The sequence below is a fragment of the Microbacterium sp. NPDC057407 genome (assembly GCF_042803895.1).
In the GTDB taxonomy this organism is placed as follows: Bacteria; Actinomycetota; Actinomycetes; order Actinomycetales; family Microbacteriaceae; genus Microbacterium.
Map to the genome: position 1 here is coordinate 214,220 of NZ_JBHVCA010000001.1, position 13,794 is coordinate 228,013.

The 13,794-nt window shown below is 71.9% G+C and carries 12 protein-coding genes; 9 read left to right on the forward strand and 3 right to left on the reverse strand.

The features are described 5' to 3' along the window. Positions 1 to 40 precede the first annotated feature (40 nt). The 4 genes from ACFUTX_RS01120 to ACFUTX_RS01135 are packed head-to-tail and all read left to right on the forward strand — an operon-like array spanning position 41 to position 5,589. Positions 41 to 1,342: an ABC transporter substrate-binding protein gene (locus ACFUTX_RS01120; RefSeq protein ID WP_378860363.1), complete on the forward strand. Its 1,302-nt coding sequence runs from the start codon at positions 41 to 43 to the stop codon at positions 1,340 to 1,342. Between the two features lies 1 nt (position 1,343). Further along, positions 1,344 to 2,339 carry a carbohydrate ABC transporter permease gene (locus tag ACFUTX_RS01125; protein WP_378860364.1) on the forward strand — a complete coding sequence of 332 codons (996 nt, stop codon included), beginning with the start codon at positions 1,344 to 1,346 and terminating at the stop codon, positions 2,337 to 2,339. Beyond that, complete coding sequence (locus ACFUTX_RS01130) at positions 2,339 to 3,229, forward strand: carbohydrate ABC transporter permease (protein WP_378860365.1); 891 nt, start codon at positions 2,339 to 2,341, stop codon at positions 3,227 to 3,229. Before ACFUTX_RS01125 ends, ACFUTX_RS01130 begins: the two co-directional genes overlap by 1 nt. Further along, a complete protein-coding gene (locus ACFUTX_RS01135; protein ID WP_378860366.1) occupies positions 3,226 to 5,589 on the forward strand; it encodes a beta-glucosidase in 2,364 nt (787 codons plus the stop codon). Before ACFUTX_RS01130 ends, ACFUTX_RS01135 begins: the two co-directional genes overlap by 4 nt. 63 nt (positions 5,590 to 5,652) lie before the next feature. Here ACFUTX_RS01135 and ACFUTX_RS01140 read toward each other — a convergent pair whose 3' ends face one another. Both ACFUTX_RS01140 and ACFUTX_RS01145 read right to left on the reverse strand, forming a co-directional pair. After that, complete coding sequence (locus tag ACFUTX_RS01140) at positions 5,653 to 5,961, reverse strand: hypothetical protein (RefSeq protein WP_378860367.1); 309 nt, start codon at positions 5,959 to 5,961, stop codon at positions 5,653 to 5,655. A gap of 115 nt (positions 5,962 to 6,076) precedes the next feature. Then, a complete protein-coding gene (locus ACFUTX_RS01145) occupies positions 6,077 to 7,084 on the reverse strand; it encodes a LacI family DNA-binding transcriptional regulator (RefSeq protein ID WP_378860368.1) in 1,008 nt (335 codons plus the stop codon). A 145-nt stretch (positions 7,085 to 7,229) separates the two neighbouring features. Between ACFUTX_RS01145 and xylA the strand changes: the two genes are divergently transcribed. The 4 genes from xylA to ACFUTX_RS01165 all read left to right on the forward strand — a co-directional run bounded on the left by xylA (position 7,230) and on the right by ACFUTX_RS01165 (position 11,957). After that, a complete protein-coding gene (gene xylA, locus ACFUTX_RS01150) occupies positions 7,230 to 8,417 on the forward strand; it encodes a xylose isomerase (RefSeq protein ID WP_378860369.1) in 1,188 nt (395 codons plus the stop codon). Positions 8,418 to 8,521: 104 nt separating this feature from the next. Next, entirely contained in the window at positions 8,522 to 9,826 is a 1,305-nt protein-coding gene (xylB, locus tag ACFUTX_RS01155) for a xylulokinase (RefSeq protein ID WP_378860370.1), read from the forward strand. A gap of 493 nt (positions 9,827 to 10,319) precedes the next feature. Continuing rightward, positions 10,320 to 11,150: a transposase gene (locus ACFUTX_RS01160; protein ID WP_378860371.1), complete on the forward strand. Its 831-nt coding sequence runs from the start codon at positions 10,320 to 10,322 to the stop codon at positions 11,148 to 11,150. Between the two features lie 60 nt (positions 11,151 to 11,210). After that, entirely contained in the window at positions 11,211 to 11,957 is a 747-nt protein-coding gene (locus tag ACFUTX_RS01165; protein WP_378860372.1) for a GTP pyrophosphokinase family protein, read from the forward strand. 3 nt (positions 11,958 to 11,960) lie between these two features. Here the strand turns inward: ACFUTX_RS01165 and ACFUTX_RS01170 are convergent, their stop codons facing one another. Continuing rightward, entirely contained in the window at positions 11,961 to 12,560 is a 600-nt protein-coding gene (locus tag ACFUTX_RS01170) for a TetR/AcrR family transcriptional regulator (protein WP_378860373.1), read from the reverse strand. 68 nt (positions 12,561 to 12,628) lie between these two features. Here ACFUTX_RS01170 and ACFUTX_RS01175 point away from each other — a divergent pair, with 68 nt between their 5' ends. Continuing rightward, positions 12,629 to 13,777 carry a hypothetical protein gene (locus tag ACFUTX_RS01175; protein WP_378860374.1) on the forward strand — a complete coding sequence of 383 codons (1,149 nt, stop codon included), beginning with the start codon at positions 12,629 to 12,631 and terminating at the stop codon, positions 13,775 to 13,777. Positions 13,778 to 13,794: the final 17 nt, after the last annotated feature.

The window sequence follows — 13,794 nt, forward strand, 5'->3', positions numbered from 1 at the left end:
ACTTTCGACGTAGATGTCGAAACTTTCGAGAGGTTCGAAGATGAACACACGCAGCAGGATGAGGCTCGCCGCGGGGCTCGCCGCGACCGGCCTCGCGATCGGAACGCTGGCCGGCTGTGCCGGCTCGGGCGGAGACGGCGGCGACGGCGGCGACGGCGAGAACGTCACCATCACGTGGTGGCACAACGCCACCTCGGGCCCCCTCCCCGCCGTGTGGGAGGAAGTCGCGGCCGAGTTCGAGGCCGAGCACCCCGGCGTCACCGTCGAGCAGACCGGCTACCAGAACGAGGAGCTGCAGCGCACGCTCATCCCCAACGCCCTCGCCGCCGGCGACCCGCCGGACCTCTTCCAGGTGTGGCCGGGCGGCGAGCTTCGCGACCAGGTCGAGAACGGATACCTCAAGCCGCTCGACGAGGACCTCGCCGACACCATCTCGGCGGTGGGCGCGACCGTGAACCCGTGGCAGGTGGACGGAGAGACGTACGGCGTCCCCTTCACCTTCGGCATCGAGGGCTTCTGGTACAACACCGAGCTGTTCGACCAGGCGGGCGTCGAGGTCCCCACGACCTTCGACGAGCTCGTCGAGGTCGTCGGCGACCTCCGCGATGCCGGCATCACGCCCATCGCGGTCGGCGCGGGTGACAAGTGGCCGGCCGCGCACTGGTGGTACCAGTTCGCGCTGAAGTCCTGCTCGCCCGAGACGCTGCAGCAGGCCGAGGCCGAGTACGACTTCTCCGACCCCTGCTTCGTCGAGGCCGGCGAGCAGCTGCAGGAGTTCCTCGGCGTCGAGCCGTTCCAGGAGGGCTTCCTCGGAACGCCCGCCCAGACCGGCGCCGGCAGCTCGGCGGGACTCGTCGCCAACGGGCAGGCCGCGATGGAGCTCATGGGCCACTGGAACGCCGGAGTGATCGGCGGGCTCACCCCCGACCAGCAGATCCCCGAGTTCCTGGGCTGGTTCCCCTTCCCGGGCATCGAGGGCGCCGACGGCGACCCGACGGGCGCCCTGGGCGGCGGCGATGGATTCGGATGCTCCGCGGAAGCACCCCCGGAGTGCACCGAGCTGCTCGAGTACATCATGAGCCCCGAGGTTCAGGCCAAGTTCGCGGCGAGCGGCTCGGGCATCCCGACGGTCGCCGAGGCGCAGGAGTCCCTCGAGGACCCGAACCTCAAGATGGTGGCCGAGGGCCTGGCGGCGGCGTCCTTCGTGCAGCTGTGGTTCGACACCGCGTTCGGCACCACCGTCGGCAACGCCATGAACGAGGGCATCGTCAACCTCTTCGGCGGCAACGGCACTCCCGAAGACGTCGTCACCAAGATGGAAGACGCCGCGGCGACGCTCTGACATGACTGCTCTCCTCAACCCCGGGCCCGCGGTCTCCGCGGGCCCGGGCCCCACACCGCCGCGGCGGCGCACCCGCAGCCGCGAGGGGCGCAAGCGCCTCGAGATCCTGATCCTCGTCACCCCGGCGCTCGTCCTCTTCCTCGGCTTCGTGATCCTGCCGGTGATCCTCGCCGCGGTCTACAGCTTCTACAACCTGCCTCCCGCCTTCCAGTGGGACGACCTGGCCGAGCCCGAGCGGTTCGTCGGCTTCGACAACTACGTCCGCGCGCTCACGACGCCCGAGTTCCTCCGGGCGATCGGCAACAACTTCTTCATCCTCGTGATGTCGCTGCTGATCCAGGGCCCGATCGCCATCGGCGTCGCCCTCCTCCTCAACCGCCCGCTGCGCGGCCGCGGGACGCTCCGGCTGCTGATCTTCGTGCCGTACGTGCTGGCCGAGGTCATCGCGGGCCTGTCGTGGAAGCTCCTCCTGCAGCCCAACGGCGCGGTCAACGCGATCCTGGAAGCCGTCGGGCTCGGTGCCTTCACCCAGAACTGGCTCGCCGATCCGGCCATCGCGCTGTGGACGATCTTCTTCATCCTCACGTGGAAGTACATCGGCTTCGCCATCCTGCTCTTCCTCGCCGGTCTGCAGGGCGTTCCCGAGGAGCTCTCCGAGGCCGCGCAGCTCGACGGCGCGACGTGGTGGCAGGTCCAGCGCCACATCACGATCCCGCTGCTGGCGCCCACTATCCGCATCTGGGCCTTCCTGTCGATCATCGGCTCGCTGCAGGTGTTCGACATGGTGTGGGTCACCGTCGCGCCGACCGTGCGCGGCATGGCGACCGAGACCATGGCGACCTACATGGTGCAGCAGGGCCAGTTCGCCGGCCAGCCCGGCTACGGCAGCGCGATCGCCGTCATCCTCTTCGTCATCTCCCTCGTCGTCGCGCTGGTCTACCAGCGCCTCGCGCTCCACCGCGACCTCAAGGGCGCCCTCACGAGCGGAGTCCGCTGATGACCGCCACGACCACCATCGTCACCGGGGCTCCGCGCTCCGCCGAGCCCGCCGGCCGCCGGTTCGACTTCGGTCAGCCCTTCGTCTATCTCCTCGCACTCGTCATCGCCGCGGTCGCCGTCGGGCCCGTGCTGTACGTCTTCATCGGCGGATTCCGCACGACGGCCGACCTGAACGCCAACCCGGCGGGCATGCCCGACCCGTGGACGCTCCAGAACTGGACCGCGGTGCTGTCGGCGCCCCGCTTCTGGGGCAATGTCTTCGCCAGCACGGTCCTCGCGCTCGCCACGACCGTCGGCGTCGTCGTCGCGGGCATCATGGCGGCCTTCGTGATCGCGCGGTACAGCTTCCGCGGGCGGGAGGGGCTCTACACCCTCTTCGCGGCGGGACTGATGTTCCCTCTCACCGTGGCGGCGCTGCCGCTCACGCTGCTGCTGCGCACGATGGGCCTCCACGGCACGTACCTCGGCGTCATCATCCCGGGGATCGCGTTCGCCCTGCCGACGACGATCATCATCCTGGTGCCGTTCCTGCGGGCGATCCCCGAAGAGCTCGAGGAGGCCGCGGTCATCGACGGCGCCTCGCGACTCGGCTTCTTCTGGCGCATCCTGCTGCCGCTGTCGCGGCCGGCGCTCGTCACGGTCGGCATCCTCGCCTTCGTGGGCAGCTGGAACGGCTACCTGTTGCCGCTGCTCGTCATCAGCACGGGCACGCTGCCGCAGGAGCTGTGGCCGCTCCCGCTCGGGGTCACGCAGTTCTCGACGCAGTATTCACAGGACACCGGCGCCGTGCTCGCCTACACCTCGCTCGCGATGATCCCCGCCCTCGTGTTCTTCCTCGCCATGCAGAAGCAGATCGTCGGCGGCCTGACCGGCGCGGTGAAGGGATGACCGTGAACGAGATCCAGCTCGACGCCCCGTGGCGCGACACGACGCGGCCCGTCGACGAACGCGTCGACGCGCTCATGGCGGCGATGACGACGGCCGAGAAGGTCGCCCAGCTGTACGGCGTGTGGGTCGGGGCATCCGATGACGGCGAGGACGTCGCGCCGCACCAGCACGACCTCAGCGAGGACGTCGACCTCGACGCGCTGCTGCCGGACGGCCTCGGTCAGCTCACGCGACCCTTCGGCTCTGCTCCGGTCGATCCCGCGGCCGGAGCGCTGTCGCTCATGCGCGCCCAGCAGCGGATCGTGGGGGCGAACCGGTTCGGCATCCCGGCGGTCGCGCACGAGGAGTGCCTCGCCGGCTTCGCGACCTGGGGCGCCACGGCGTATCCGGTGCCGCTCAGCTGGGGAGCGACGTTCGACCCCGACATCGTCCGCGAGATGGGGGGCCGCATCGGCTCCGACATGCGGTCCGTCGGCGTGCACCAGGGACTCGCGCCCGTTCTCGACGTCGTGCGCGACGCGCGCTGGGGCCGGGTCGAGGAGACCATCGGCGAGGACCCGTACCTCGTCGGGACGGTGGCGACCGCCTACATCCAGGGCGTCGAGCGGGCCGGGGTGATCGCCACGCTCAAGCACTTCGTCGGCTACTCCGCCTCGAAGGCCGGACGCAACCTCGCGCCCGTGTCGGTCGGGCCGCGCGAACTCGCCGACGTGCTGCTGCCGCCGTTCGAGATGGCGCTCCGCGAGAGCGGCGTGCGCTCGGTGATGAACTCGTACACCGACCTCGACGGCGTCCCGACGGCCGCCGACCGCGCGCTCCTCACCGGCTTGCTCCGCGACACGTGGGGCTTCGAGGGCACCGTGGTCGCCGACTACTTCTCGATCGCGTTCCTGAGAGAGCTGCACGGCACCAGCGAGACGTGGACGGATGCCGCACGCGACGCGCTCACGGCGGGGATCGACGTCGAGCTGCCCACCGTCAAGACCTTCGGGGCCGACCTCGTCCGCGCGGTCGACGACGGAACGGTCGACCCCGGCCTGATCGACCGAGCCCTCCGGCGGGTGCTCCGTCAGAAGGCAGAACTCGGCATGCTCGACCCCGACTGGTCGCCGGTGCCCGAGGCGCTGCGCGGCAGGGCCGAGGCATCCGTCGACGAGGTGCGCGGGACCGTCGACCTCGACCCGGCGGGCAACCGTGCGATCGCCCGCCGCATCGCCGAGCAGGCGGTCGTGCTGGTGAAGAACGACGGCGTGCTGCCGGTGGCCAACGTCGCCCGGATCGCCGTGATCGGCCCGACCGCCGACGACCCGTACGCGGTGCTCGGCTGCTATTCGTTCCCGGCGCACGTCGGGGTGCGGCATCCGGAGCTCCCCATCGGCATCGCCCTCCCGACCCTGCGGGACTCGCTCGCGGAGGAGTTCCCCGGCGCCGAGATCGACTGGGTGCGCGGCACCTCGATCGACGGCGGCGAGACCGAAGGGTTCGAGGCGGCGCGGGCCGCGGCATCCGGAGCCGACCTCGTCGTGCTCGCCCTCGGCGACCGCGCGGGGCTGTTCGGCCGGGGGACCAGCGGCGAAGGCTGCGACGTCGCCGACCTCACCCTTCCCGGAGCGCAGCAGCAGCTGATGGACGAGGTGCTCGGCACCGGGACGCCGACCGTCGTCACGCTCCTGTCGGGCCGGCCCTACGCCCTCGGCAGCGCGCCCGACGACGCGGCGGCCATCGTGCAGACGTTCTTCGCCGGCGAGGAGGGCACGCGGGCGATCGCGGGCGTGCTGAGCGGCCGGGTCAACCCGAGCGGGCGGCTGCCGGTCAGCATCCCGCGCGACCCGGGCGCCCAGCCGTCGACCTACCTCGCGGCGACCCTCGCCCGCCGCAACGACGTCTCGAACATCGACCCCGGCCCGGCGTTCGCGTTCGGCCACGGTCTCGGGTACTCGCTCGCCGTGTGGTCGGATGCCTCCGCCGACGCCGACGAGATCCCTTCGGACGGCGCCGTGACGGTGTCGATCCACGTCGGCAACGCCGGCGACCGCGCCGGGGTCGAGGTCGTGCAGCTCTACCTGCACGACCCGGTCGCCTCGACGGTGCGCCCGGTGCAGCGGCTCATCGCGTACGCGCGCGTGCCGCTGGCGGCGGGGGAGCGCGTGCGGGTGTCGTTCCGCGTGCCGGCCGACCTCTTCTCGTTCACCGGGGTCGACGGGCGTCGCGTGGTCGAGACGGGAGACGTCGTCCTCGGCTTCGGCCGATCGAGCGCTGACATCGTCGCCGCCCGGACCGTCCGGATCACCGGCCGGCCGCGGTACGTCGACCACACGCGTGCCCTGCACGCCGTGGTGTCGGTGACCCCGGACGCCTGACCCTGGGTCAGGCCTCGGGGGCGACGGCCTGGACGGCCGCGGTGGGGCCGCGGGGCGGCGCCGTCAGGCGTCGGCTGGAGCGACAGCCTGGACGGCGGTCGCGAAGTCGAGCGTCTGCAGCACCTCGACCGCGCGGTCGTACCGGCTCCCGGCGAGCACGACGAAGACGGCGCCGACGACGTCGACGAATCCGATCGTGCGACCAGCGGCCCGGATCTCGTAGCGCTCGAGGTCGATCAGCTCCCACTGGACGGCTGCGTCGTCGGGGGCGGGCGGTTCCGGGCGCCGCGTGGGCAGTTCGCGAAGCGAGCGCATCGTGCGCGCGCGGAGGATGTTCGTGCGCGCGGACGAGGCCGGCATCTCCAGGACCATGAGCGCCTCCTCTCGTCGTGAGGAGATCATGCGTCGAGCACCCGGGTCGGAGCATGAGGGTTGACGCCGCGCTCGGAAAGCGCTACTCGCCCGCCGTTCCGGGCCCGGCGGGCGGTCAGGCGGCGAAGGGCGCGGTGCTGCCGCGGACCACGAGGTGGGTCGCGAGGTCCATCCGCAGCGTGTCGGCGGTGGCCCCGTCGGCGAGGCGCAGGGCGAGCCGCGTCGCCTCCTCTCCCATCCGCCGCAGCGGCTGGTGCACGGTGGTCAGCTGCGGGCTCATCCAGCGTGCGAGCGCGATGTCGTCGTAGCCGACCACCGAGAGATCGTCGGGGACGCTCAACCCCGCGGCCGACCCGGCGGCGATGACCCCGAGGGCCTGCAGGTCGCTGCCGGCGAAGAACGCGGTCGGCGGATCGCCGAGGGCCAGCAGGTCGCGCGCGTGGCGCTCGCCGCCGCCCGGGTGGAAGTCGCCGAAGCGGATCAGCTCGGGATCGATGGGAAGGCCGGCCGCGTTCATCGCCGAGCGGTACCCGTCGACCCGGGCGAGCGAGCACATCATGTCTTCGGGGCCGGTGATCGCGGCGATGCGCCGGTGGCCGAGCTCGATGAGGTGCCGCGTGGCCATCAGGCCCCCGGACCAGTTCGCCGAGCCGACGGACGGGACGTCGGGCGACGGGTCGCCCGCCGGGTCGACGATGACGAACGGGATGCCGCGCGACCGGAGCTTCTCGCGGTACCGCGGCTCGATGTCGGAGAAGACGAGGATGACGCCGACCGGCCGCCGGCGCAGCACGCCGTCGATCCAGTCCGCCGAGGGCGCGTGCCGGTCGCCGCTCACCGTCAGCACGACCGAGAGCCCCGCCGCGTGCGCGACGTCCTCGACGCCTTCGATGACCTCCATCGACCAGCTCGGCTCGAGTTCGTGGAAGACGAGCTCGACCACCTCGTTGCGCTGGGTGGAGTTGCGGCGGCGGTATCCGTGCCGCTTCAGGTGCTCCTCGAGCCGCGCGCGCGTCGCCGGCGCGACGTCGGTGCGGCCGTTGAGCACCTTCGACATCGTGGCGAGCGAGACCCCCGCCTCGGCGGCGATGTCCGCCAGCGTGACGCGGGGTGTGTCGGCCATGCGTCGATGCTAGCGCTCGAAACTATCGGCGGTGTGCCGGTATCTTGCGGACGCGCGGGTGGCTCGCGGTGCGGTGGACGCGGCATCCGATCTGGTATAGGTTGTCTTTCGCAACATTTTGTTCACCGTCGAACCCAGGAGCGTCATGCCCACCCCCACTCGCGACGACAAGTTCTCGTTCGGTCTCTGGACCGTCGGCTACAACGGCACCGACCCCTTCGGCGGCCCGACCCGCAACGCACTCGACGTCGTGCACGTGGTCGAGAAGCTCGCCGAACTCGGCGCCTACGGCCTCACGTTCCACGACGACGACCTCTTCGCCTTCGGCTCGTCCGACGCCGAGCGCCAGACCCAGATCGACCGCCTCAAGGGTGCGCTCGCCGACACCGGGCTCATCATCCCGATGGTCACGACCAACCTCTTCTCGGCGCCGGTCTTCAAGGACGGCGGCTTCACCGCCAACGACCGCGACGTGCGGCGGTACGCCCTGCGCAAGGTCTTCCGCCAGCTCGACCTCGGCGCCGAGCTCGGCGCCAAGACCTTCGTGATGTGGGGCGGACGGGAAGGCGCCGAGTACGACTCGGCCAAAGACATCCGCGCCGCGCTCGAGCGCTACCGCGAAGCCGTCAACCTGCTCGGCGACTACGTCACCGACAAGGGCTACGACATCCGCTTCGCCATCGAGCCCAAGCCGAACGAGCCCCGGGGCGACATCCTGCTGCCGACCCTCGGCCACGCGATCGCGTTCATCGACTCGCTCGAGCGGCCCGAGCTCGTCGGCCTCAACCCCGAGGTCGGCCACGAGCAGATGGCGGGCCTGAACTTCGCCGCCGGCATCGCCCAGGCGCTGTACCACGGCAAGCTCTTCCACATCGACCTCAACGGCCAGCGCGGCATCAAGTACGACCAGGATCTCGTCTTCGGACACGGCGACCTGCACAACGCGTTCGCCCTCGTCGACCTGCTCGAGAACGGCGGCCCCGGCGGCGTCCCCGCCTACGACGGCCCCCGCCACTTCGACTACAAGCCCTCGCGCACCGAGGACGAGGTCGGCGTCTGGGAGTCGGCCGCCGCCAACATGCGCACCTACCTGCTGCTGAAGGAGCGCGCCGCGGCCTTCCGCGCCGACCCCGAGGTGCAGGAGGCGCTCGCCGCGGCGAAGGTCGACGAGCTCTCGACGCCGACCCTCAACCCGGGCGAGTCGTACGAGGACTTCCTGGCCGACCGGTCCGCCTACGAGGACTTCGACCCGAGCGTCTACCTCGGCGGCAAGGGCGCGGGCTTCGTGCGGCTGCAGCAGCTCGCCACCGAGCACCTGCTCGGCGCGCGCTGACCGGTCTCGTCCCGCATCGAGTCGCCAAGACACGCCGTTCCCCGCGTCCGCGGCCGGCGTGTCTTGGCGACTCGCGACATGAGGAAGCTTGAGGAGGAACAGCGATGGCGCTGGTGATGGGAGTCGACTCGTCGACGCAGTCGTGCAAGGTCGTCATCACGGATGCCGCGACCGGCGCGGTCGTGCGCGAAGGGCGCGGCACGCACCCGAACGGCACCGAGGTCGACCCGGCCGCATGGTGGACGGCTCTCCAGGCCGCGATCGACGCTGCGGGCGGACTCGACGAAATCGAGGCGTGGGCCATCGGCGGGCAGCAGCACGGCATGGTCGTGCTCGATGACGCGGGCCGCGTCATCCGTCCCGCCCTGCTGTGGAACGACACGCGCTCGGCGGGCGCGGCCGCCGACCTCATCGCGGAGTTCGGCGCCGACACCCTGGCCCGGCGCACCGGCCTCGTGCCGGTGGCATCGTTCACCATCACGAAGCTGCGGTGGCTGCGCGACGCCGAGCCGGAGGCGGCCGCCCGCGTCGCCGCCGTCGCGCTGCCGCACGACTGGCTGACGTGGCGGCTGCGCGGCTTCGGTCCGGCGGGCGAATCGCCGCGCGGACCGGTGCTCGACGAGCTCGTGACGGATCGATCGGATGCCTCGGGCACCGGTTACTGGAACCCCGAGACCGGCGGCTACGACCGTGAGCTGCTGGCCGCGGCCCTCGGGCACGACGCCCTGCTGCCGCGGGTGCTCGGCCCCGACGAGTGGGTGTCCGACGACGCCGGGCGCCGGGTCGGCGGGGGAGCCGGCGACAACGCCGGCGCCGCCCTCGGGCTCGGTGCGGGTCCCGGTGACGTGGTGGTGTCGATCGGGACGAGCGGCACCGTCTTCGCGGTCAGCGACGAGCGCACCATCGATCCGACCGGCACCGTCGCGGGGTTCGCCGACTGCACGGGCCGGTTCCTGCCGCTCGTCGCCACCCTCAACGCCGCGCGCGTGCTCGACGCGATCGGGCGGCTGCTGGGCGTCGACCACGCCGAGCTCTCGCGGCTCGCCCTCGAGGCCGAGCCGGGTGCCGGCGGCGTGACGCTCGTGCCGTACTTCGAAGGTGAGCGCACCCCGAACCTCCCCGACGCGACGGCGGCCCTCACCGGAATGACGCTCGCCTCGACCACTCGCGAGAACCTCGCGCGCGCCGCCGTCGAGGGCATGCTCTCGGGGCTCGCGGCCGGGCTCGAGGCCCTGCGCGGACTGGGGGTTCCGCTCGAGCGGGCGCTGCTCATCGGCGGCGGCGCGCAGTCCGAGGCGGTGCGCGCGATCGCGCCCCTCGTGCTCGGCCTGCCGGTCGAGGTGCCCGAACCCGGCGAGTATGTGGCCCTCGGCGCCGCCCGCCAGGCCGCGGCGGTGCTGGCCGCCTGACCGCACGCCCGGCAGGCAGGTGCCGTCGAGAAAACAGGAGACACGCCGTACGGGCGCCCCCCGGGGCCTCGTCCGATCCGGTTTCTCCTGCATTCTCGACGCCGGCCCGCGCCCGCGGGCCGGCGGTGAAACCGCGGGGTTCGATCGGCCCGGAGGGCGTCCGAACGCCGCCGTACCCCGGGTTCGTCCCCGCCGTTTCACCGCAACCGGTCGAGAACACCGGAAACACGCCGCGCGGCGGCCGGGTGGCACCCGGGCGGAGCCCCTATCCCCTTCGTCCCCGACACCGGCCCGCGCTCGGGGGTCGGCGGTGAAGCCGCGGGGTTCGATCGGCCCGGAGGGCGGGCGAACGCCGCCGTACCCGGGGTTCGTCCCCGCCGTTTCACCGCAACCCGTCGAGAACACAGGAAAGACGCCGCGCGGCGGCCCCGCCGCGGGTCCTCCCGCCCGGTTCTTCCTGCGTTCCCGGCGCCGGGTGCGCCAGGATGGCGGTATGGCTGCGCGCAACGACCTCGACGCGATCGCGGCCGAGCTCTACGCGCTCCCGCCCGCCGAGTTCACGGCCGCCCGCAACGCCCGTGCCGGCATGGCCGATCGGGCGATCGCCGCGCAGGTGAAGGCTCTGCGCAAGCCGACGGTCGCCGCGTGGGCTGTCGACCTCCTCGCGCGCGAAGGCCAGCTCGGCGAGGCGCTGGAGCTCTCCGCGGCCCTGCGCGAGGCCCAGGACGACCTCGACGCCGCCGAGCTCTCTCGCCTCGGCAGGCAGCGGCGGCAGCTGGTCGCCGCCCTCGCGAACGAGGCGGTCGCGCTCGCCAAGGACGCCGGCGTGGCGGTGAGCGCCGCCGCCCGCGACGACGTCGAGAAGACCATCAACGCGGCGGTGCTGGATGCCGCGGCCGCCGCGGCCGTCATGACCGGCCGCCTCGTCACCCCCCTCGAGGCGGGCACGTTCGAGCCGGACGACCTCGCCGACGCTGTGGGCGGCTCGCTGCCCGGCGTCGCCGCCGCCCCGGCCCGGGACGACCTGGCCGAGCGCCGCGCCCGGAAGGCGGCGGAGAAGGCGGCGCGCGAAGCGGAGCGCGCCGCCAACGAGGCCGAGCGAGAGCTGGCGAAGGTCGACGCCCAGCGGCAGAAGCTGCAGGAGAAGGTCGATTTCGTCTCGGAGCGCATCGACGACCTCCGACGGGACCTGCAGCGGCTCGAAGACGAACGGGAGACGGCGACCACGGCGCTCGCCGAGGTCGAGGAGGAGCACCGGGCCGCGGCATCCCGCGCCCGGACCGCGACGAAGGAAGCCGAGTCCGCGCGAAAGGCTCTCGACTGAAACCGCGTCGCACCGCCATTTCACAGCGGTCTCGTAGCCGTGATCCCTACCGTGGGTGACATGGCGAACACGGCGCCCCTGGCGCGCGCAGCGAGTCCCGACGACACCGAGATCACCGTTTCGGCGGCCGAGCTGCGAGAGCTGCGCGACGAGTTCGAGCGCTTCCTGATGGAGTACCGCTTCGGCATGCAGGAGGTCGAGACGAAGCTCGGCATCCTGCGCGACGAGTTCCAGCTCGTGCACGACTACAACCCGATCGAGCACGTGTCGAGCCGCGTGAAGTCGCCCGACAGCCTGGTCGAGAAGGTGCAGCGCAAGAACATCGAGCCCGACTTCGCGTCGATCCGCGAGCACATCACCGACATCGCCGGGGTGCGGGTCACGTGCAGCTTCGTCGCCGACGCGTACCGCCTCTTCGACCTGCTGACCGCGCAGGACGACATCCGGGTTCTCACCGTGAAGGACTACATCGCCCACCCGAAGCCGAACGGCTACAAGAGCCTTCACGCGATCGTGGCGGTGCCGGTGTTCCTCTCCAGCGGCCGGGTGGAGGTGCCGGTCGAAGTGCAGTTCCGCACGATCGCCATGGACTTCTGGGCCAGCCTCGAGCACAAGATCTACTACAAATACGACACGAACGTCCCCGCCGAACTGCTCGACAGTCTCAAGGACGCCGCCGACACGGCGGCCGAGCTCGATGCGCGCATGGAGCGGCTGCACCGCGAGATCCGCGGCTCGCGCGAGGTCGCCGCGCCGGCGCCGCGGGCGCTTCCGGCGGGTCGGCCCGAACGGGCGATCGAGGCCTGACGGTCAGTCGCCGAGCGCGGCGACGACCGACTCGACGTATTCGCCGACGTCGCGGGGACCGAAGATGGCGGTGTTCGCGATGTATCCCTGCGCGAGCGACGCGATGGTGCGGGCCGTCTGCGCGGTGCGTTCCGCGACGGCGGTGTCGGATGCCGCGTCCCCCAGCTCGCGTCGCACCCACGGCGTGACCGCGATCCCGAGCGACGCCCCCAGCCGGCCGGCGGTTCGCGTCATCTCGGCGTGGAGGTCGGGGTCGGCCATCGCCTCGCCCCAGAACTGCACGATCAACGGTGCGGGCAGTCCGTCCTCGGTGAGGATGCCGAGCATCCGGGTCAGCACGTCGCGCGGCGGCAGGACCGTTCCCTCGCGCCCGGCGGCCTCGAGGGCGTCGATCCGCACGATGAGGAACCGGCCGACGATGTAGCGCGCCAGCTCGGCCTTGTTGGAGAAGTGCGAGTAGATGGCGCCCGTCGAGAGGCCGGATTCCTCGACGATGTCGGCGATGGAGGTGTCGTGTACGCCCTTGCGCTCGAGGCATCGCAGCGCCGCGCGGGCGATCTTGTCACGGCGGGCGTCTCGGTAGGCGTCGGTGACTTTGGGCATGGAAAGAGAATACCCATTCTGTTATCCTCACAAAAAGAATCATCGTTCTCTTTGCAGAGGAGTCGCTCATGACCACTTCGACCCCCGTGCGGCCGGCCCGCACCACGTGGGGGATCGCCGCCCTGTTCGGCCTGCTTGGCGCCGTCGTCGTGTCGGTCATCGTCATGGCCTTCGTGTGGCCGGCGGCGACGTCCCAGCCGCAGAACCTGCCGGTCGGCATCTCCGGACCGCCCGAGGCGGTCACCCGCGTCGAAGACACGGTTGCCGAGCAAGATCCCGAGCCGTTCGCTCTGCAGGCGGTCGACTCGCGCGACGATGCCGTCTCGCTCATCGAGTCGCGTGAGATCTACGGCGCCATCCTGCTCGGCGACGAGCCGGAGGTGCTCGTCGCGACGGCCGCCGGCCCGGCTGCTGCCGCTGCGCTCAAGGGCGTCGCGACGCAGCTCCAGACCCAGATCGACGCCACGGCGAAGACGGCGCTCACGGAGCAGCTCACCGCGATCGTCGGCGCCCTGCGGTCGGGCCAGGTGCCGCAGCTTCCCGAGGGCGCCGGCGCGCCGCCGGAGATCCCGACGGTGACCGTCACCGACGTCGTGCCGCTCACCGAGGGCGATGCGACGGGCGCCGGGATCGCGGCATCCGTCTTCCCCCTCGTCCTGGGCGGGATGATCGGCGGGATCCTCCTCACTCTGCTGGTGCAGGGGGTGGTGCGCCGCCTGATCGGGCTCGTCGTGTTCGGACTCTCGGCGGGGGCGCTGATCACCCTGGTGATGCAGACCTGGTTCGGTCTGCTCGCGGGCGACTGGCTGCTCAACGCCCTGGTGATCGCGGTGGGCGTGAGTGCGACCTCGGCGCTGATCATCGGGCTCGCCGCCGTGCTCGGGCCGCGGGGCATCGCCGTGGGCGCCGTCATCACGCTCCTCATCGCGAATCCGATCTCGGCGGCGGCCCAGCCCGTGCAGTTCCTGCCCGAGCCGTGGGGCGCTGTGGGCCAGTTCTTCGTGCCGGGGGCGTCGGCGACGCTGCTGCGATCGACCGCGTACTTTCCGGATGCCTCGACCGCCGCGCAGTGGACGGTGCTGCTCTGCTGGCTCGCCGCGGGTGTGCTGCTCGCGCTGGTCGGCCGGCGACGCGAGGCGGCCGAGCTCACGCCGCCGGAGGACCAGCTCGACCGGCCGGTCGAGGAGGAGACGGCGGTGCCCGCCCGCGTGGGCTGACCCGTCGATCCCCGCCG